Annotated in this window: 20 protein-coding genes; 10 read left to right on the top strand and 10 right to left on the bottom strand. The window is 71.1% G+C overall.

What is annotated here, in order from left to right:
- Nucleotides 1–49 precede the first annotated feature (49 nt).
- The 3 genes from DFR74_RS08675 to DFR74_RS08665 all read left to right on the top strand — a co-directional run bounded on the left by DFR74_RS08675 (nucleotide 50) and on the right by DFR74_RS08665 (nucleotide 2198).
- On the top strand, nucleotides 50–520 hold the full coding sequence (locus DFR74_RS08675; protein ID WP_067514563.1) for an SRPBCC family protein: 471 nt from the start codon (nucleotides 50–52) through the stop codon (nucleotides 518–520).
- A 432-nt stretch (nucleotides 521–952) separates the two neighbouring features.
- Entirely contained in the window at nucleotides 953–1426 is a 474-nt protein-coding gene (locus DFR74_RS08670) for a hypothetical protein (protein WP_147265764.1), read from the top strand.
- 55 nt (nucleotides 1427–1481) lie between these two features.
- Nucleotides 1482–2198: a TetR/AcrR family transcriptional regulator gene (locus DFR74_RS08665; RefSeq protein WP_232331944.1), complete on the top strand. Its 717-nt coding sequence runs from the start codon at nucleotides 1482–1484 to the stop codon at nucleotides 2196–2198.
- On the opposite strand, the gene DFR74_RS08660 is transcribed toward DFR74_RS08665, so the two are convergent.
- Nucleotides 2174–2539 (bottom strand): DUF4873 domain-containing protein, encoded by a 366-nt coding sequence (locus DFR74_RS08660; protein WP_067514559.1) that lies wholly within the window; start codon nucleotides 2537–2539, stop codon nucleotides 2174–2176. The genes DFR74_RS08665 and DFR74_RS08660 overlap by 25 nt on opposite strands.
- 143 nt (nucleotides 2540–2682) lie before the next feature.
- On the opposite strand from DFR74_RS08660, the gene DFR74_RS08655 reads away from it, so the two are divergent.
- From DFR74_RS08655 to DFR74_RS08630, 6 genes are all read left to right on the top strand, one after another.
- Nucleotides 2683–3648, top strand: coding sequence for a diiron oxygenase (locus DFR74_RS08655; RefSeq protein ID WP_067514557.1), 966 nt, complete (start codon nucleotides 2683–2685; stop codon nucleotides 3646–3648).
- Nucleotides 3649–3678: 30 nt separating this feature from the next.
- Nucleotides 3679–4680 carry an AurF N-oxygenase family protein gene (locus tag DFR74_RS08650; RefSeq protein WP_067514556.1) on the top strand — a complete coding sequence of 334 codons (1002 nt, stop codon included), beginning with the start codon at nucleotides 3679–3681 and terminating at the stop codon, nucleotides 4678–4680.
- Complete coding sequence (locus DFR74_RS08645) at nucleotides 4677–6245, top strand: flavin-containing monooxygenase (RefSeq protein ID WP_067514554.1); 1569 nt, start codon at nucleotides 4677–4679, stop codon at nucleotides 6243–6245. Before DFR74_RS08650 ends, DFR74_RS08645 begins: the two co-directional genes overlap by 4 nt.
- Entirely contained in the window at nucleotides 6242–7090 is an 849-nt protein-coding gene (locus DFR74_RS08640; RefSeq protein ID WP_067514552.1) for an SDR family NAD(P)-dependent oxidoreductase, read from the top strand. Before DFR74_RS08645 ends, DFR74_RS08640 begins: the two co-directional genes overlap by 4 nt.
- A gap of 9 nt (nucleotides 7091–7099) precedes the next feature.
- Nucleotides 7100–8158, top strand: coding sequence for a ferredoxin--NADP reductase (locus tag DFR74_RS08635; RefSeq protein ID WP_067514550.1), 1059 nt, complete (start codon nucleotides 7100–7102; stop codon nucleotides 8156–8158).
- Nucleotides 8159–8327: 169 nt separating this feature from the next.
- Complete coding sequence (locus DFR74_RS08630; protein ID WP_067514549.1) at nucleotides 8328–8795, top strand: RDD family protein; 468 nt, start codon at nucleotides 8328–8330, stop codon at nucleotides 8793–8795.
- A 71-nt stretch (nucleotides 8796–8866) separates the two neighbouring features.
- Here the strand turns inward: DFR74_RS08630 and DFR74_RS08625 are convergent, their stop codons facing one another.
- Nucleotides 8867–9319: a hypothetical protein gene (locus tag DFR74_RS08625; RefSeq protein ID WP_067514547.1), complete on the bottom strand. Its 453-nt coding sequence runs from the start codon at nucleotides 9317–9319 to the stop codon at nucleotides 8867–8869.
- A 23-nt stretch (nucleotides 9320–9342) separates the two neighbouring features.
- On the bottom strand, nucleotides 9343–9777 hold the full coding sequence (locus DFR74_RS08620; protein WP_067514542.1) for an MDR/zinc-dependent alcohol dehydrogenase-like family protein: 435 nt from the start codon (nucleotides 9775–9777) through the stop codon (nucleotides 9343–9345).
- 271 nt (nucleotides 9778–10048) lie between these two features.
- Between DFR74_RS08620 and DFR74_RS08615 the strand changes: the two genes are divergently transcribed.
- Nucleotides 10049–10648 (top strand): hypothetical protein, encoded by a 600-nt coding sequence (locus tag DFR74_RS08615; protein WP_067514540.1) that lies wholly within the window; start codon nucleotides 10049–10051, stop codon nucleotides 10646–10648.
- A 246-nt stretch (nucleotides 10649–10894) separates the two neighbouring features.
- Here the strand turns inward: DFR74_RS08615 and DFR74_RS08610 are convergent, their stop codons facing one another.
- From DFR74_RS08610 to DFR74_RS08580, 7 genes are all read right to left on the bottom strand, one after another.
- Nucleotides 10895–11626, bottom strand: coding sequence for an anti-sigma factor (locus DFR74_RS08610; RefSeq protein WP_067514538.1), 732 nt, complete (start codon nucleotides 11624–11626; stop codon nucleotides 10895–10897).
- Nucleotides 11619–12275, bottom strand: a complete 657-nt coding sequence (gene sigK, locus DFR74_RS08605) for an ECF RNA polymerase sigma factor SigK (protein ID WP_067514536.1) — start codon at nucleotides 12273–12275, stop codon at nucleotides 11619–11621. Before sigK ends, DFR74_RS08610 begins: the two co-directional genes overlap by 8 nt.
- A 146-nt stretch (nucleotides 12276–12421) precedes the next feature.
- Nucleotides 12422–13219, bottom strand: coding sequence for a DUF1295 domain-containing protein (locus tag DFR74_RS08600; RefSeq protein ID WP_067514534.1), 798 nt, complete (start codon nucleotides 13217–13219; stop codon nucleotides 12422–12424).
- Entirely contained in the window at nucleotides 13216–14499 is a 1284-nt protein-coding gene (locus tag DFR74_RS08595; RefSeq protein WP_113975016.1) for an SAM-dependent methyltransferase, read from the bottom strand. Before DFR74_RS08595 ends, DFR74_RS08600 begins: the two co-directional genes overlap by 4 nt.
- Nucleotides 14496–15776 (bottom strand): class I SAM-dependent methyltransferase, encoded by a 1281-nt coding sequence (locus DFR74_RS08590; protein ID WP_084537160.1) that lies wholly within the window; start codon nucleotides 15774–15776, stop codon nucleotides 14496–14498. The genes DFR74_RS08595 and DFR74_RS08590 overlap by 4 nt, the downstream gene beginning before the upstream one ends.
- Entirely contained in the window at nucleotides 15752–16519 is a 768-nt protein-coding gene (locus DFR74_RS08585) for a DUF1365 domain-containing protein (protein WP_067501142.1), read from the bottom strand. The genes DFR74_RS08590 and DFR74_RS08585 overlap by 25 nt, the downstream gene beginning before the upstream one ends.
- Entirely contained in the window at nucleotides 16516–17877 is a 1362-nt protein-coding gene (locus tag DFR74_RS08580) for an NAD(P)/FAD-dependent oxidoreductase (RefSeq protein ID WP_067501145.1), read from the bottom strand. The genes DFR74_RS08585 and DFR74_RS08580 overlap by 4 nt, the downstream gene beginning before the upstream one ends.
- Between the last annotated feature and the right edge of the window lie 32 nt (nucleotides 17878–17909).

Here is a 17909-nt window from a genome sequence, read left to right as displayed (position 1 = left end):
CTGAGCCGAACCATTGTGCGCGCGCGGCGGTGCTGGTTCGATCCCGAACGTGACCGATCAGACCGATGTGCCCCGTATCGTCAGCGCCAGCCGTGACATCGCCGCGAGCGCGGCCGACCTCTTCGAACTCATCGCCGACCCGGCCCAGCAGCCGCGCTGGGACGGCAACGACAACCTGGCCGAATCCGCGCCCGGTCAGCGGGTGCGCGCGGTGGGCGAGATCTTCCGCACCACGCTCACCGTCGGCGCGGTCCGCGAGAACCACATCGTCGAGTTCACCGAGGGCCGCCGCATCGCGTGGCGGCCCGCGGAGCCGGGCAAGCAGCCGCCCGGCCACCTGTGGCGGTGGGAGCTGGAACCGGTGGGCGACACGCTGACCCGGGTCACCCACACCTACGACTGGACCGAGCTGCACGACGAGAAGCGCCAGGTGCGCGCCCGCGCCACCACCGCCGACAAGCTCACCGCGTCGCTGGACCGGCTCGCCGAACTCGCGGAGAAGGAAGCGGGCCCCGCCTGATCCGCGCCGCACCGAACCGCCGGGCAGCCACGGATGTTGTGTTGGCCGGCGGTTCCGTTTGCCGGGACTTCGTCACCCAGGACGGGCACGTTCGCCGAGTCGCACCTCCCGGGGTCGTCGGAGGCCGATGGCGACCGGCCGTCCGGCGCGGTCCGCGCTTCGGCACCAATTGTGGTGAAAGGTAGCCATTTTCGCGGATGGCCCGGCACCCGCGCCCTGATCGAACCCTTCACCGCCGCCGCCGACCGCTACACCCGCGCGACCGCCCGCAAGGCGCTCCGGAAGTTCCCGCCCGAGCGGTGATCTCCTCGGCGTCCGGCGCGGTATGTAGCACGGCAAACGAAATGCGCGATGGTAGGGGAGAGCGCTTCGGTCGCGATCTCGGGTCGCCGCGCGAGTTCGTGCCCATCCGTTCGACGAAGGAGTTCCGCTGTGTCACCCGTGAAGGCAAGCCGAGCGTTCGCCGCGACCGCCGTGGCCGTGGCCGCCGTGATCGGCGCGAGCGCCCCCGCGTCGGCGTCGAACTACATCCCCGTCGAGCTGCCGCTCGCCACGACCGCCGCGCACGGTCTCGGCTGCGCGGGCGACGTGTGGGCCATCGGCAACGTGTACCCGGACGGCGACGTCGCGGGCACCGTCGACCTCCAGGTGCAGGGCTGGCTGAAGGTGCTCGGCGTCCCGGCCCCGTGGTGTTCGGTCACCGCCACCGTCCACTGGCACAACCACGACACCGGCGCCAGGGGTTCGGGCTCGGTGTTCCTCGGCGCGGGCAACGGCACCCCGTTCTTCTGGATCCGCCCGCAGCTCGGCAATGTCCGCCTCGTGACCGGCGCGGGCAATGTCACGTTCACGCTGACCACCGACCTCCCGCACGCGCCGAGCACCACCACGTTCCGCGTGTACTGAGCCCGTCGCGAACCCCGTGGTCACGCGGGTGCCGTGAACTACGATGGGCCACGTGGTGCGCAAGGCGGCGGCGGACCGGCGGCACCTGCCGGTCCTCAAGGGCGATGCTCGCGCCGATCGGTGGCGGGAGCATCGCGCCGCCGTCCGCGTGGAGCTGATCGAGGCGACCCTGCGCGCCATCGACGAGTACGGCCCGGACCTCTCCATCGAGGAGATCATCAAGACCGCGGGCATTCCCCGGCCCAAGCTGTACCGGTTCTTCGGTGACAAGGACGAACTGTTCGCCGCCGTGACCGAGCGGGTCCAGGAACTCGTCGTGCAGCGGCTCACGCCGCATTTCGCGCTCACGGGCACCGTGCTCGGCGCCGTCACCGCCGGATTGCACGCCTACGTGGATCTGGTGGACGAACGGCCCAACCTGTTCCGCTTCATCGTCGGCTCCCAGGTGGCGTCGGGCCGCTCGCCCATGGTGCTGCTCGAGTCCGGCCGCCCGCTGTCCGACGCCATGGCCGCGCTCGTCGGCGCGGTGCTGGGCGGGCGCGGTGGCGATGTGCGCGATATCGAGTACTTCGTCGACGCGGTACTGGGCGCGGTCGGACTCGCGGTGCTGCGCTGGTTGAACTCGCCGACCATCGAAAAGGACGAACTGGTCGGGCAATTGGTGACCTTCGTGTGGGGTGCGCTGTCGGCCACCGCCGCGTCGCGCGGCGTCGCGCTCGCTCCGGACGACGTGCTGACGCTACCGTCTCAGTCGGTTCCGCCGGAGGCCTGACCGCCGCCCTCGACCTCGCTCAGCTCGGTCGGGACGTGGAACGGCGGCGTGCTCTTCCCGGCGATCCGGTAGCGCCCCCACGGGTCGGGATCGCCGATGACCGCATCGCGCGCGCTGTGCGCGGTGCGGATGGTCACGGGTGTGCGCGGCTCGTCACCGAGGAGTTCGGTGAGCGCGTCGTGCGGGCGGACCCGCCCGATCCACCGGTAGATCCCGTCGATCGGTTCCACGTACCCGCGGAATTCCACGCGGACGGCGAACTCGCGCCCGCCGATCACCAGGGTGGCCTCGCCGAGGTAGTCGGCGTCGTCGTGCGGGCTGTGGGGAACGGCGCTGGTCATGGTGTCCGCCTTCCTCGTTCGGAAATCGACGCCCCGATCGCGTTGACACGCCTTCGTGTCTGGGACACACTCGAATATACATCGAACAACCAGTACTAGGTACCGGTTGTCTCTGACCTCGCTTCGGCGATCGGAGGAATGCCATGGGGACAACGAAGTCCTACGGCGACCACGAGTTCCGGCCCGCGACCACCGCGTCGGGCGGCCCCGTCCGCCATCGGCGCGGGATCGCCGATGGCGCCACCGCGACGCGGCTGCTGTTCGCGGCCTCGGAACAGGCCTACGATCCGGATCTCGACATCGACTGGGACGCACCGGTGGTGCCGGACGCGGAATGGCTTCCCGCGCAGTGGATTTCGCTGCACGGAACCTGGCTGTGGCGGTGGCTCGGCGAGGAGCAGCGGGCCGAACTCGCCAAGCGGGAACTGGTCGCGCTGCTCACGGCGGGCATCCACGCGCAGTCCGTCGTCGGGATGCTCGACTTCCGCGATCTCATCGAGGGCGACAGCCCGGTCGACGACCGCAGCCGGTTCCTGCTCTCGGCGATCAACGACGAGGCACGCCGCACCACCATGTTCAGCAGGCTCGTCGCGAAATCCGGTGTCGCGCCGTATCCGCTCTCGCCGCCGCTGCGGGTGCTGGCCAAATTCGTCCTGCTCACTCCGACCGGGCCGGCCGGTCTCGCGTTCCGGCTGCTGCTGGAGGAGATGGTCGCGGCCGTCCTGCGCGACGTGGCCGGCCATCCCGGCGCGCCGCCGCACCTGCGGCAGGTGTCGATACTGACCGCGCCCGGGGCGGCCCGCCACGTGGAACTGACGCGCGAGGAACTGGTGGCCGCGGTGCGTGCGCGCGGACCGGCCGCCAACGCGCTGCACCGGTGGCTCGCGGCGGCGATCACCGCGTCGCTGTACGCGGCGGCGATCGAACCCCGTGCGTATCGCGACGCCGGGGTGTCGCCGGGGATCGCGGTGGTGGCCGCGCTCACCGGCCCGGCGTATCGGCGCAACGCGCGCCGCGCCACCGCCTCGTTCCGCGAATTCGCCACGGCGCAAGGCATTCTGCGCGGCCCGGTGGCGGCGACCATTCTGCGCCTCGGCGGCCTGCGGTAGCCCGGCGCACCCGAAGGAAGAAGGACCGGCATGACCCTCGACGCGAGCACCCCTCCGATCGTCACCACCGCGGGCGCCTCGACCGCCCGCCGCCGCACCGTCGGCGATCGGCAGAAGACCGCGCAGCGCCTGCTGCGCTCCACCGCCGAACGCGCCTACGACGGCGAACTCGACATCGACTGGTCGGCCCCGCCCGACCCGCACCGCAAGTGGATGCCCGAGCACCGACAATCGCTGTACGGGACGGCGCTGTGGGACCGGCTCACCCAGGAGCAGCGCGACGAACTGGGCAAACACGAGGCCGTGAGCGTGCTCAGCTTCGGCATCTACGCCGAGGCCGGGCTGAGCCTGGTGCTGTGGCGCTCGGTGCTGGAGTCGGGCGACCCGTCCGACGACCACACCCGCTACGCGCTCGCCGAGATCGGCGAGGAGACAAGGCATTCCACCATGTTCAGTCGCCTGGTGAACCTCACCGGCGTGCGGCCGTACGTGCAGCCCCGGTGGACGCGCACCGCGCTGCGCCTGGCCGGGCTGATCCCGATCGGCCCGTCCTCCTACGCGGGCACCCTGCTGATCGAGGAACTCCTGGACCGGCTGCAACGTGAGGCGATGAACGATCCCGAACTGCAACCGCATCTGCGCCAGCTCATGAAGATCCACGTACTCGAGGAGGCCAGGCACATCACCTACGCGCGCGAGGAGATGGTGCGCGCCATCGAGGCCCGCGGGAAGCTCTCGAATGCCTTGCACCGCATGGTGTTCGGCGTGATGATCACCGGCGTCTACCCGGTGCTGATCAACCCGAACGTCTACCGCAGCGTCGGCATCAGCCCGTGGCGCGGCTTTCTCGCCATGATGACCTCGCCGAACTACCGCGCCAACGCGACGTTCGCCGCCGAGCCGCTGCTGCGTTTCTGCCACGAGGCGGGGTTCCTGGACGGCGTGGTCACCCGGCGCCTGGCGCGGGCCTCGCGGGCGGTGCCCGACGACATCCTCGACGACCTGTTCGGCCGGAAGGCGGCACGCTCGTGAGCTCCGTGCGCACCGAAGTGGTGATCATCGGCAGCGGATTCTCCGGCCTGGGCATGGGAATCGCGTTGCGGGAGGCGGGCATCGAGGACTTCCTGCTCCTGGAGAAGGCCGGCGAGGTGGGCGGCACCTGGCGCGACAACACTTACCCGGGCGCGGCGTGCGACGTGCCGACCCACCTGTATTCGTACTCGTTCGCCCCGCGCACCACGTGGACGCAGCTGTTCTCGGCGCAGCCGGAGATCCAGGAATACCTGAAGTCGGTGGCCGACGAGTACGGCCTGCGCCCGCGAATCCGGTTCGGCCGGCATGTCGTTCGCGCGGAGTGGGACGAAGGGCGACACCGCTGGCACGTCGCGACCGCCGACGGACAGGAGTACGACGCGCGCTACCTCGTCTCGGCGATCGGCGCGCTGCACATCCCCAGCATCCCGGACATCGAAGGGCTGGCGCGGTTCCGGGGTCCGGCCTTCCATTCGGCGCGGTGGGACCACGACGTCGACCTGACCGACAAACGCGTCGCCGTCATCGGGACGGGCGCGAGCGCCGTCCAATTCGTGCCGGAGATCCTCGGCCGGGTCGCCGCATTGCACCTCTACCAGCGCACCGCGCCCTGGGTGCTACCGCGCCGCAACCTCGACCTTCCGCCGCCGGTGCGGCGCGCGCTGCGCGTGGTGCCCGGCCTGCGTTTCGCCCTGCGCAACGGCATCTACTGGTCGGCCGAAGCCGGCGCGTACGCGATGACGCGCCGTCCCGGACTGCTGCGGGCGGTGGAATGGGCCGGGCGGCGCCACATCCGGCGGCAGGTCTCGAACCCGGCGCTGTGGGACGCGCTCACGCCCGACTACCGCGCGGGGTGCAAACGGCTGCTCGGGTCCGACACCTACTACCAGGCCGTCGACGACCCGAAAACCGAACTGGTCACCGCGCGTCTCGAGCGCATCACCGAGAGCGGGATCGTCACCGCCGACGGCATCGAGCGCGAGGTGGACGCGATCATCTTCGGCACCGGATTCCACGTGCTCGACTCGTTGACGAATCTGCGGGTGCGCGGCCGCGACGACGAGGACCTGGCCGACCGCTGGACGCGCGAGGGCGTGCAGGCGCACCGGGGCATCACCGTCGCGGGTGTGCCCAACGCGTTCTTCCTGCTCGGCCCGAACACCGGGCTCGGCCACAACTCGATCGTGTTCATGATCGAAGCGCAGATCCACTACACCATCCAGGCCATTCGCCTGGTCCGGGAACGCGGTGCCCTGGCGCTGGCTCCGCGTTGCTCGGCGCAGGATCGCTACAACGCGGCCCTGCAACGCGACCTGGCGGGCTCGGTGTGGAACACCGGCGGCTGCCGCAGTTGGTATCTGGACGAGCACGGTGAGAACCGCACCCTGTGGCCGGGATTCACCTGGCAGTACTGGCTGCGCACGCGGCGCGTGGACCCCGCCGAGTACGAATTCACCGGCGCGCCCGCGCTTCCCGCCGTCCGTAGAGCGGTCGCGCGGGAAAACGTTCCGGCGCAGGTCTTTCCGGCCACCACCGTCCCGAACGCCGAAAGGGTGACCCGATGAGGAACTTCAGGAACAAGGTCGCCGTGCTCACCGGCGCGGGGTCGGGCATCGGCCGGGGCCTGGCGCTCGAACTGGCCGAGCGCGGGGCGAAGCTGGCGCTGTCGGACGTCGACCCCGTGACCGTGGCCGAGACCGCCGCCCGGTGCGAAAAGCTCGGCGCCACCGCGATTCCCTTCGAACTCGACGTCGCCGACCGCGCCGCCGTGTACGCGCACGCCGACGACGTGCGCGCGGAGTTCGGGCGGGTGGACCTCGTCGTCAATAACGCGGGCATCGCGCTCAACGCCGATGTGGTGGAGATGACCTGGGCCGATTTCGACCGGGTGATGAACGTCGATTTCTGGGGCGTCGCGCACGGTACGAAAGCATTTCTGCCGGACCTGATCGATTCCGGCGACGGGCACCTCGTGAATATTTCGTCGGTGTTCGGCCTGATGGGAATTCCATCCCAAAGTGCCTACAATGCGGCAAAATTCGCGGTGCGCGGATTCACCGAGGCGCTGCGGCAGGAAATGCTGATCGGGAAATATCCGGTGGGCGTCACGTGCGTGCACCCGGGCGGGGTGAAGACGAATATCGCGGTGAATGCCCGCGGTTTGCCGGACACGGTGGATATCGAGACTGTCCGCAAGGGATTCGATCTGATCGCGCTCACCAGCCCGCGCTCGGCGGCGCGCACCATCCTGAAGGGTGTCGAGAAGAACAAGGCGCGGGTGCTGATCGGGCCGGACGCCCGGGGATTCGACCTGATCCCGCGGGTGCTCGGCCCGCGGTACGAGGACGCGGGCGCACCGCTCTACCGGGTCGGGCGACGGGTCGCGGGACGCTTCGGCGTGGAGCTCTGACGGGCCGCCATGACCGATCTCGCGACCCGGGCCACCACCGCCAACGCGCACGTCCACACCCTCGAGATCGTCGAGGTCATCGTGGAGACCGCGCGGGCGCGCTCGCTGGTGTTCGCGGTGCCCGACGAGCTGGCGCACCGGTTCCGCTACCACCCCGGTCAGTTCCTCACCCTCGAAATCCCCGGCGCCGGCGGCGATTCCATGGCGCGCTGCTACTCGCTGTCGAGTTCCCCGCACCTGGACGACACCCTCGTCGTGACCGTCAAGCGCGTCGAGGGCGGCTACGCCTCGAACTGGTTGTGCGACAACGCCGTACCCGGGATGAGCTTGCGCGTGCTCACGCCCTCGGGGGTGTTCGTGCCGAAATCGCTGGACGCCGACCTCTTGCTGCTCGCGGCGGGCAGCGGCATCACCCCGGTGATGTCGATCGCCAAGTCCGCGTTGCTCGGCGGCTCGGCCACCGTGTACGCGCTCTACGCCAACACCGACGCCGAATCGGTGATCTTCGGGGCCGAACTCGCCGAGATGACGGTCGAATTCCCCGACCGGTTCCAGGTCGTGCACTGGCTGGAATCCGAGCGCGGCAGGCCGTCCGCGGCGGCGCTGGCCGGGCTGATCGCGCCGTACCGGGCCTATCGGGCGTACGTGTGCGGCCCCGAGCCGTTCATGGCGGCGAGCCGGGCGGCGCTGCGGGCGATCGGCATGCCGGACAACCACGTCCACGTGGAGAAGTTCCGCTCGCTCACCGGGGACCCGTTCGCCGATATCGTCCGGCCCGAGGGCGGGGGCGCGGCGGCCTCCGCGACCGTGGCACTCGACGGCCGGACGATCGGCCTGGAGTGGCCGCGCGGCACACCCTTGCTGGATGTGTTGCTGAGCAACGGTTATGACGCGCCGTATTCCTGCCGGGCGGGGGAGTGCAGCGCGTGCGCGTGCACGGTGCGGTCCGGCGAGGTACGGATGCTGAAGAACGACACGCTGGTGGACGCCGATCTCGCGCTGGGATTGACGCTGGCCTGCCAGACGATTCCCGTTTCCGAGCGGATCGAGATCGCGTTCGACCAATAGCGGGCGGTGACGAACGCCTGGACCGCAGGTTGCGGGACGTCGAACTGCGGGCCGATACCGGCCGGGCCGTTTCGCGGATTGCCAGAGTATGTGAAATGCTCGCGCTGCCACTGTGTCACGTCGATTCGGACGGCAGGGCTGATGCTTGCAATCGACACGAGGAGGAACGATGACCGCAGGTGGATACGACCCGAATCTCGGCAAGCTGGGGGTGAACCCGGCCGGTATCGGCAGCCGGGCGGGCGCCAGGTTCATCGACTGGATCATCGCCGGCATCGTCGGCGCGATCATCTTCTGGCTACTGGACCGGGCCACTGATCTACCGCAGTGGGTCAGCGTCCTGCCCGGCGCCGGATTCGGCTTCCTGTACTTCGTGTTCTTCGAGGTGCTCACCGGCTCCACCCCGGGCAAGAAGGTGCTCGGCCTGCACGTCAACGGTTCCGGCGGCGCCCCGAAGCCGAACATCAAGGACTCGGCGCTGCGCAACGCCTACATGCTGCTCAACCTGATCCCCTGGGTCGGCGGCCTGCTCTGGTTCATCGCCGCCATCGCCATCGCGGTGACCGTCAGCTCCAGCCCGACCAAACAGGGCTGGCACGACAACCTCGCGGGCGGCACCCAGGTCATCAAGGACTGACCGGCGCGGACCACTCTCCGGCCCCTCGAACCTGCGGGATCGAGGGGCCGGAGCGCGTTGCGGGCCCGTGCTCAGCCGCCCATGCCGACCAACGCGCCCGCCAGGTCCTCGGTGCCGAGGGCATCGAGCGCGTTCTGGCGCACGTCGGGGCAGGCCTGAGTGGTGACGTCGTCCACGATCGTCTTGTCGCGCAGGATCTCGTCGTTGAGGCCGTCGTTGCGCGCCGCCCAGTTCTGGACGGTGCCGTTGAAGCTCACCCGGGCCACGGCCGTGCCTTGGTCGCGCCAGGTGTCCACTTCCGAGCCGATCATGTCGCACAGCTGCTGCGCGGCGGCGGGCGTGATCTCGGGCTGCTCGCCCGGCGAGGTGGTGGTGTCCGTGTCCGGCGCGGTGGTGAGTGGCGAGGTGGCGGGCATCGTGGGCATCGGATCATCGGCGGTGTCGTCGGTACATCCGGCGAGCACGAGTCCGCCGAGCGCGAGCCCGGCCACGATCGCGCGGACAGGGGTTCGGTAGGTGGGCATGGGGTCCTCCTCAGCGAGCGGTGTCACATCGGGACGACGGTCTTCAGCCAGCCGTCGTCGCGGCGGTCGAACGCCGCGTAGGCGTCGACCATGGACAGTGGTTCGGCGTGCCGGGTGATGAAGCGACGCGGGTCGATATCGCCGCGCGCGACGCGTTGCAGCAGACCGGGGATGTAGCGGTGGTGGTTGCAGTTCCCGGCCTGGACGGTCAGGTTCCGGTTGACGGTCACCCCGAGGGGATAGCGGTCGAACCCCGGCGGATACACGCCGATGATCCCGACCGAGCCGGCCTTGGCGACCATGCCGGTGGCCCAGCGCGCGGCCAGGCTCGGCGCGTCGCCCACGAGCCACGGCCCGCCCTCGGTGTTCCCCTCCGGCGCGGCCACCCGCCGTTCCTCCTCGAACGTCTCGGCGTCGAGGCGGATATCGCCCACGCCGTGCCACACGATAGCTTTCATACGAGCACCTCCTGCCGTGCCCCTACCCGGCATCGGGGAGGCGAAACCGCAGCCGGAGGCGTCGACCGGGTATCGCCCGGATATGCGGAATCGGCGTGAACCTACGCTTCCGGAACTTACGCCACCGAATGTATTCCGCGTCACTCCCGCATGCGGCCGGGTATTCGCGAAACCGCCCGTACCAGTAATTGTCTCGTTCCGTCGCCGGGCCGAACGGGGCCCGCCGACGTGCTAGGGTGCCCCTGGTCAAATGCTCGGAAGTCGGAGTCGCATGCGTACGGAGAACATCAACAGAAAACTCAAACTGCACGAAGAGCGCAGGGCGACGGATCGGCTTCCCGAACAATTGCAGGGCTTCGAGATCGTCGAATTCGTTCGCGAAGACGAGTTTTCACCGGAACTGCTGAAATCGCTGGCGGAATTCACCGGCGGCGCCGTCGCGCCGCATTCCCGGATCTACCGCAACGCGCAGGCGCATCGCATCGACGAGTGGGTGCTGGCCCTGCTCACCCGCGCCCGCATCGGCGAGCGCCTCTACCTGCGCACCGGCCTCGAGTACTTCCCGTGGGTCGACTGCCGGGTGGTGGACCACCGCTGGTTGGAGTCGCTGCGCCGGGTGTTCGGTCCCGACCAGGCCTTCATCGCCCACGACAAGTACTCGGCGGCGGCCACGGTCGGCGCGCAGTACGAGGTGCTGGGCTACGTGGCCCCCGAGGACCTGGCCCACGCGCCGCTGCCCGACCCCGAGCCGGCGGGCTCCGACGCGCCCACCAGCCTCCTCCCGGCGCTCGGCGACATGGTCGCGCCGGACGCCGAGACCGAGCTGATCCGGCGCATCGAGCCGCTGCCCGCCGGCGACGACCCGACCTGATCCGCCACTCGGTACGGCCCGGTGCGGGCGGCGGCTATCGGCGTCGTCCAGTCCGACCCAGCACCGCGCTTCAGCCGCACGCCCGGTGCGAGCCGGCGCCTGCCGAACCCGGTCAGCACACCGACGACCGGGGGTTCGGCGCGACCGAGATCGCGCGCCGGGAAGGCGATCGGGCGGGCGCGGTCTCAGAGTCCGGCCGGATGGGATCAGGGCTTCAGATGGTGGTCCGGCGTGGCGATGGGCCGCTCAGTCGAATGTCACGGCCACCACGGGATCGGAGGTGGGCTGGGGTGAGCCGCCCGCCGGTTCGACCGAGACGGCCAGGGTGCGGGCGTCCTCGACGGGCATGACGAGCGGGTCGTCTGCCGACGGCAACGCGTCGAGCACCGCCGCCGAGCGCGGGGTCCCGTCGGCCGGAATCAGCCATACCTGGTAGGTCCGGCCCTCGGGGGCGGTGGCTACGGCGTCGAACGCCACGGTGGCCGCGCCCAGCGCCCGCGAACTGTTGACGGTGAGCGTGCCGCCACCGGTGACGGGCGCGATGTCGGCTTCGACGTCGTCCTGCGCGATCACCTCCGCGGCGGTGAGGGTGCCGGGTTCGGTGGATTCGATGCGGGACAACGCGATTCCCACGCCCACCGCCACCGCGACCAGCACGGCGGCGGCCGCCGCGAGCCAGCGCAGGGCCGGCGGGCGCCGCGCGGGCGCGACGTCCTCCTCGTCGGCCTCGGCCTGTTCGTCGAGCGCGCGCAGCAACGCGGCCTCCACGTTGGGAGGTGCGGGCACGGCGTCGACCATGGTGATAGAGGCGAGGGTTTCGCGCAGGTCGCGGACGGTCGCGCGGAACGCCGCCGCCGTCTCCTCGTCGGCTCGTTCCAGCAGGTGCTCGACGGCGCGCCGGTCGGCGTCGGGCAGCGCGTCGAGCGCGTACGGGTAGGCGAGGTCGAGCAACTCGTCGTGGGAATGGATGTCAGGCATCGGCCACCGATCCTGCCAGGCAGGTCTGCAACCGCTTCAGACCGTCCCGGATGCGGGTCTTCACCGTATTCAACGGGATACCGAGATGGTCGGCCACCTGGGCGTAGGTGCGGCCGCCGTAGTAGGCCAGGGCGAGGGTTTCGCGCTGGGTGTCGGTGAGCGTGCCGAGGCAGTCGACCACCGCGCGCTCATCGGAGCGCTGCCCGACGGTCTCGGCGACGATGTCGTGGTCGCGGCCCAGGTTGCGGTGGCCGTACGCGAGATCGCGAGTGCTGGCGGAGGATTCGACGCGGACCCGGTCGACGGCGCGGCGGTGGGTGAGCATCATGAGCCAGCCGATCGGACTGGCCAGCGCGCCGTCGTACTGCTCGGCCGCGTTCCACACGTAGAGGTAGATCTCCTGGGTGATCTCCTCCGCGGCCGCGGGCTTGCGCAGGATGCGCAGCGCCAGGCCGAATACGCGGTCGTGGGTGGAGCGGTAGAACTCGGTGAAGGCGTCCCGGTCGCCGGTGGCGATCTCGGTGAGCAGCGCCGCGAGCCGCCGCATGACCGCGGGGTCGGCGCCGGGCCGCTCGGCGGGGCAGGAATCGGCCGGGCCGCGCGCCTCGGCGCGGCCGGTGTCGGCCGAGTGGCGGGGTTCGTTCCCCATAGTGTGGTGTCTCCGTAGGTCGAGGTAGCTCGGCGGTGACTCGGGTGCCGTCGCGACGGCGGGCTTGCTGGCGGCTCGGGTCCGTCCTCCTTGGCAGACTACTGGCGTTCGGTGCCGGATGACCGCCACTTCGGCCACCGTGCTGGTCACGGCCGGCTCCGGCGGGGCGGGCGCGGGAAGAAGTACGCGGTGCGGCGCTGGTACTCGCGGTAGCCGGGGCGTTCGGCCATGTGCTCTTCGAGCAGCCGAGCGCCGGTGCCCTGGACCAGCACGTATGTCATGAGCAGCGGAGCGAAGACGGTCAGGGCGCCCGGCCAGGCGGCCGCCGCGACGAGCCAGAGGCCCCACCAGACGCAGGCGTCGCCGAAATAGTTCGGGTGGCGCGTCCACGCCCACAGCCCGCGATCCATCACGGTGCCGCGGTGGCGCGGATCGGCGCGGAAGCGGGCCAGTTGCCGGTCGCCCACCGCCTCGAAGACGAACCCGATCAGCCAGACCAGCACACCGGCGACCACGAGGAGCCGGACCACGCCCGACACCGGACCCGTGACCGCCGCCACCTGGAGGGGGAGCGAGATCACCCACTGCGCGAGCCCCTGGGTGAGGAAGATACGGCGCACCACCACGCCCGCCGAATGCCCGTGCCGATCCAGCAGGGCGGTGTAGCGTGGGTCCTCGCCGTGCCCGGCCGTGCGCCGGTGCATGTGCAGGCTCAGCCGCAGACCCCACACCGCGACCAGGACGAGCAGCAGGACGCGACGTTCGACCGGCGCGGTCCCGAGGAGGGCGGCGAGCGCGGCGACCACCACGAAGCCCAGCCCCCACACCACGTCCACCACGTTGTAGCGGCCGATCCGGCGCGCCACCGCGAAGGTGACAGCCTGGAGCGCGGCGAGCCCCAGCAGGGACGCGGCGGCGAGGACGAGGGCCGACGAAACGTTCACGACGCCACCACCCGTTCCGCACACGCAGCCCGGTCGCCGCGCGGGCCACCCGGGCGGCGCAGCAGGATCTGGTCCACGCCCATCCGCCCTTCGGCGAACGCGAGCGCACCGCCCGCCAGATACAGCCGCCAGGTGCGGGCCCCTTCGACGCCGAGCAGTGCGACGGCCTCGTCCCAGCGTTCCTCCAGGCGCCGCGACCAGTCCCGCGCGGTCCACACGTAGTGCTCCCGCAGCGCCTGCACGTCGCGCGTCTCGAAGCCGGCGTCCTCCAGCAGCGACACCGTGTCGCCCACCGGGCGCATGGCCATATCGGGGGCGATGAACGATTCGATGAAGGGCCCGCCGCCGGGGTGCCGTCCGCGCCGCGACATCTGTTGCACGAGGACGGGCGCGCCCGGCGCGGCGGCCGCGAACAGCGCGCGGGCGTAGCGCGGGTAATGGCGTTGTCCCACATGCTCGCCCATCTCCAGGGAGGCGACGGCGTCGAAGTCGGTGCCGTCGAAGTCGCGGTAGTCGAGCAGCCGGACTCGGACGCGGTCGCCGAGTCCGCGTTCGGCGACGCGGTGTTCGACGTAGCGCTGCTGTTCGCGTGAGAGGGTGATGCCCTCCGCCCGCGCGTCGTAGTGCTCGGCCGCGTGGAGCAGCAGCGCGCCCCAGCCGCAGCCGACGTCGAGGAGCCGCGCGCCGGGGGTGAGACCCAGCTTGCCGCACACCAGGTCCAGCTTGTCGCGCTGCGCGTCGGCGAGGCCGTAGCCGGGATCGGCGGGCGTTCCTGGGACGTTGCGGGTGTAGTAGCCGCACGAGTACGCCATCGACGGGTCCAGTACCAGCGCGTAGAAATCGTTGGACGCGTCGTAGTGGTGGCTGATGGCGGCGCGGTCGCGGGACGGCCGGTGCCGGGGGCCGCGCAGCCGCACCTGGGTGGACGGCGCGCGCGGGGGAGCGCCGAGCCCGGCGAGGCGGGCGGCGGTGACCGCGAGGCGGGCCACCTCGAGCGGTCGGAGCCCGGGGATGCGGCGGTCCCGCACCGTGCGCCAGGCCAGGGCGAGGGCATCGGTGAGGTCGCCCTCGACGTCGATCGCGCCGGTGATGTAAGCCTGCGCGGCACCGAGTTCGCCAGGGTGCCAGAGGATTCGGCGCAGCGCCTCGGGACGGTTCACCCGGATCACCGGTGCGTCGTCCGGTCCCGCGGCGCTGCCGTCCCAGGCGATCAGGCGCACCGGCAGCGGCCCGCGCAGCAGCGGGCGCAGGGCGTTCTCGAGGCGAGGGGCGACGCTCACCGGTGCTCCTCCGGACGGTCCAGCACGAACTGCGCGACATCGAGGTATCCGGAGCGGAACCCGGCCTCGGAGTACGCGAGGTAGAACTGCCACAGGCGGCGGAATCGGCTGTCGAAGCCGAGGTCCGCGACCCGGGCGGCGTGGGCGTCGAAGCGTTCCCGCCACAGTCGCAGTGTCTCGGCGTAGTGCGGGCCGAAGTCGAACCGGTCTCGGACCCGTAACCCGGTGTGCGCGTGGGCTGTTCGTTCGATCGCCGCCACGGAGGGCAGGAAACCGCCGGGGAAGATGTACTTCTGGATCCAGGTGTAGGTGCGCCGGGTGGCGAGCATACGGTCGTGCGGCATGGTGATGGCCTGGAGCGCGACCCGCCCGCCCGGGGCGAGCAGCCGGTCCAGGCACGTGAAATACGTTGCCCAGTGGCGGTATCCGACCGCCTCGATCATTTCGATCGACACGATGGCGTCGTAGGTGCCGCGTATGTCTCGGTAGTCGAGCAGGTCGATGTCGACGATGTCGGCGTGGCCCGCGGCCGCCACCCGGTCGCGCGCCAGGTCGAGTTGGCGGCGCGACAGCGTCACCGAACGCACGATCGCACCGCGCGCGGCGGCCCGGACGCAGAGTTCGCCCCAGCCCGTGCCGATTTCGAGGACCCGGCTGCCCGGCCCGACGCGGGCGGCGTCGAGCAGCCGGTCCATCTTGCGGCGCTGCGCCTCGGCCAGCTCCTCCCAGGTGGCGGTCGCGGAGTCGGCGTCGAACAGGGCGGACGAGTAGGTCATGGTCTCGTCGAGGAAGAGCCCGAACAGCTCGTTCGACAGGTCGTAGTGGTGCTCGATGTGGCCGGGAGCGTTGGCCTGCGTGGCGGTCTCCGTCACCGGCGGCGCGGGCAGCAGCGCCCGGAACCGTTGCAGCGGACGGGGAATCAGCCGGGTCAGAGCCGTGGCCAGCACGGTGAGCACGTCCGCCGGGTCGGGGGAGGTCCACTCGGCGGCCGTGTAGGACTCGCCGAACCCGATGAGGCCGTGGGTGCCGAGGCGGGCGACGAACGCGTCCGGATCGCGAAGGATCATGCGCGGCAACGGTTCCGGGTGCGCGGCGCCGAGGACCGTGCCGTCGGGGAACTCCACGCGCAGCGGTAGCCGCGCCACCGCGCGCCGGAACAGCAGCGCGGCGACATCGGCGCGGAGCCGGGCGCGCGGTCCGCCGGGGACGGGCGGCAGCAGGTCGCCGGTGTGGGTGTCGAGGCAGGAGCTGGTCACGGGGCCGTCCTCAGCGGTGATTCGGCGCGGGGGCGCGGGGTGATCGGCAGCCCGCGCGCCCACAGGGCGATGCCGTGGCGGCGGATGCGGGCCGAGGTGAGCAAGGGCGAGAGCGGGGCGCGGAGGTTGGCGCGCAGCACAGTGCGTGCCGTCACCGGCAGCCGGTGGCCGGTGAGCGCGGCGTGGAACGGGGGCTGCGCGTCCCGGAGCAGGGTGATCCGCAGGTCGAGGGCGTCGGCGGGTTCCGGTAGCCGCAGCCGGTAGCGGCCCTCGACCCGGTGGAACGGGGAGACGTGGAAAGCCTTGTCGATCTCGGCGCGGCCCCGCTTGTCCGGCTGGACGACGTAGGCGTGCCGCTGCCCGTACGTGTTGTGCACTTCGGCGACGACGCAGCGCAGGTCACCGCGCCGATCGTGGCACCAGAACACGGTGAGCGGGTCGAAGACGTAGCCGAACACGCGGGCGTTCATGAGGGCGGTGACCGGCCCGCCGGCGTCATGGATGCCGTGGGCGGCGAGGACAGCATCGACCCGAGCGCGCAGGTCGTCGGGGCGGCCCCCACCGTGTTGCCGCCGCGACCTACCGGACGGCGGGAAGAGGTGATCCTCGGCGCGGAAGCTTGCCAACGGGCGCAGAAGCAGCGGGACCTTCGGCGGGTGCGCGAGGTCGAAGTACCAGCTGTAGCCGCGATAGTCGAACTCGTGGCGCACGGGAGCGCGGCGCGCGTGGTGGATGCGCGTGAAGTAGAGGGCGGGTTCGGTCATCGCGCCTCCACCGGGGCCGCCGACCGGGGGCAGCCCCTCCCGCGCGCCCGCGAAGGCCCGTCGTCCGCGCGGACGGGGAGGTCGGGTGGAGGGCGGCGCAGGCCGAGGCGTTCGGCGGCGCGCAGGCCGGAGCGCGCGCCGTCCTCGTGGAAGCCCCAGCCGTGGTAGGCGCCCGCGAACACGATCCGGTCGGTGTCGAGGTCGGGGAGACGGCGTTGCGCGGCAACGGATTCGGGGGTGTAGATCGGGTGCTCGTAGGTCATCTCGGCGATCACCCGGGACGGGTCGACCAGGTGCGCGCCGCCGAGCGTGACGAGGAAGCGCCGGTCGCCGATGTGGTCGAGCCCCATCAGCCGGGTGAGGTCGTAGGTGACCACCACGCCGTCCTCGGGGCCGGACGGCACCAGGTAGTTCCATGAGGCGCGCGCCCGCCGCGCCCTCGGCAGCAGCGACTCGTCGGTGTGCAGTTGCGCGGGATTCACCGAGTACGGCATGGCGTTGAGCACGTCGCGGGCGAGGTTCGAGGGCGCCGCCAGCAGGTCGAGAGCCTGCCGGGGATGGGTGGCGATGACGGCGGCGTCGAACCGCCGCGTGCCCGACGGCTCCACGACCACCACGCCCTCCTCGCGTTCGGCGACGGCGAGAACCGTGGCGTTGGTGCGAATTTCGGTGACCGTCTCGGCGATCCTCGCCACGTAACGGGCCGACCCGCCGATCACGGTGCGCCACGTCGGCGAGCCGAACACGGTGAGCATCCCGTGGTGCTCCAGGAACCGGAACAGGTAGTGCGCCGGATACCGCGTGGCCAGGCCGGGTGCGCAGGACCAGACCGCCGCGACGATGGGCGTCACGAAATGGTCGGTGAAGTAGGCGCTGAACCGGTGGCGCGCGAGGAAATCCGCCAGGGTGACGCCATCGTCCGCCCGGCGCACCAGGTCGCGGGCGGCGCGGTGGAAGCGCGGCACCTCGGTCAGCATCCGGAGGTAGCGCGGATCGCGGGCCGTGCGCACCGACGGGAAGAGGCCGGGAAGTCCTCTGGCCCCGGCGTATTCGAGTCCGGTGGCGTCGGCGCGCACCGACATGGACATATCGGTCTCCCGGGTCGCCACGCCGAGTTCGCCGAACAACCACCGCAGCGTGGGGTAGGTCCGGTCGTTGTGCACGAGGAACCCGGAGTCCACGCACACCCGCCGCCCCGGCGCGTACTCGATCTCGTGCGTGTGCGCGTGGCCGCCGAGCCGGGAGTCCTTCTCGTACAACGTCACCCGGTCGTGCCCGGCCAGGAGATAGGCGGCGGTGAGCCCGGCGACACCGCTGCCGATCACGGCGATGTCCCGGGGCGCGGGCAGCGGGGTCACGGTGCCCCCGCTCGGCGTCGCGGTCGGGCCCA

This window comes from Nocardia puris (genome assembly GCF_003315035.1).
In the GTDB taxonomy this organism is placed as follows: domain Bacteria; phylum Actinomycetota; class Actinomycetes; order Mycobacteriales; family Mycobacteriaceae; genus Nocardia; species Nocardia puris.
The sequence above is the reverse complement of the archived record's forward strand: the minus strand, read 5'-3'. Positions and strand labels throughout refer to the sequence as shown.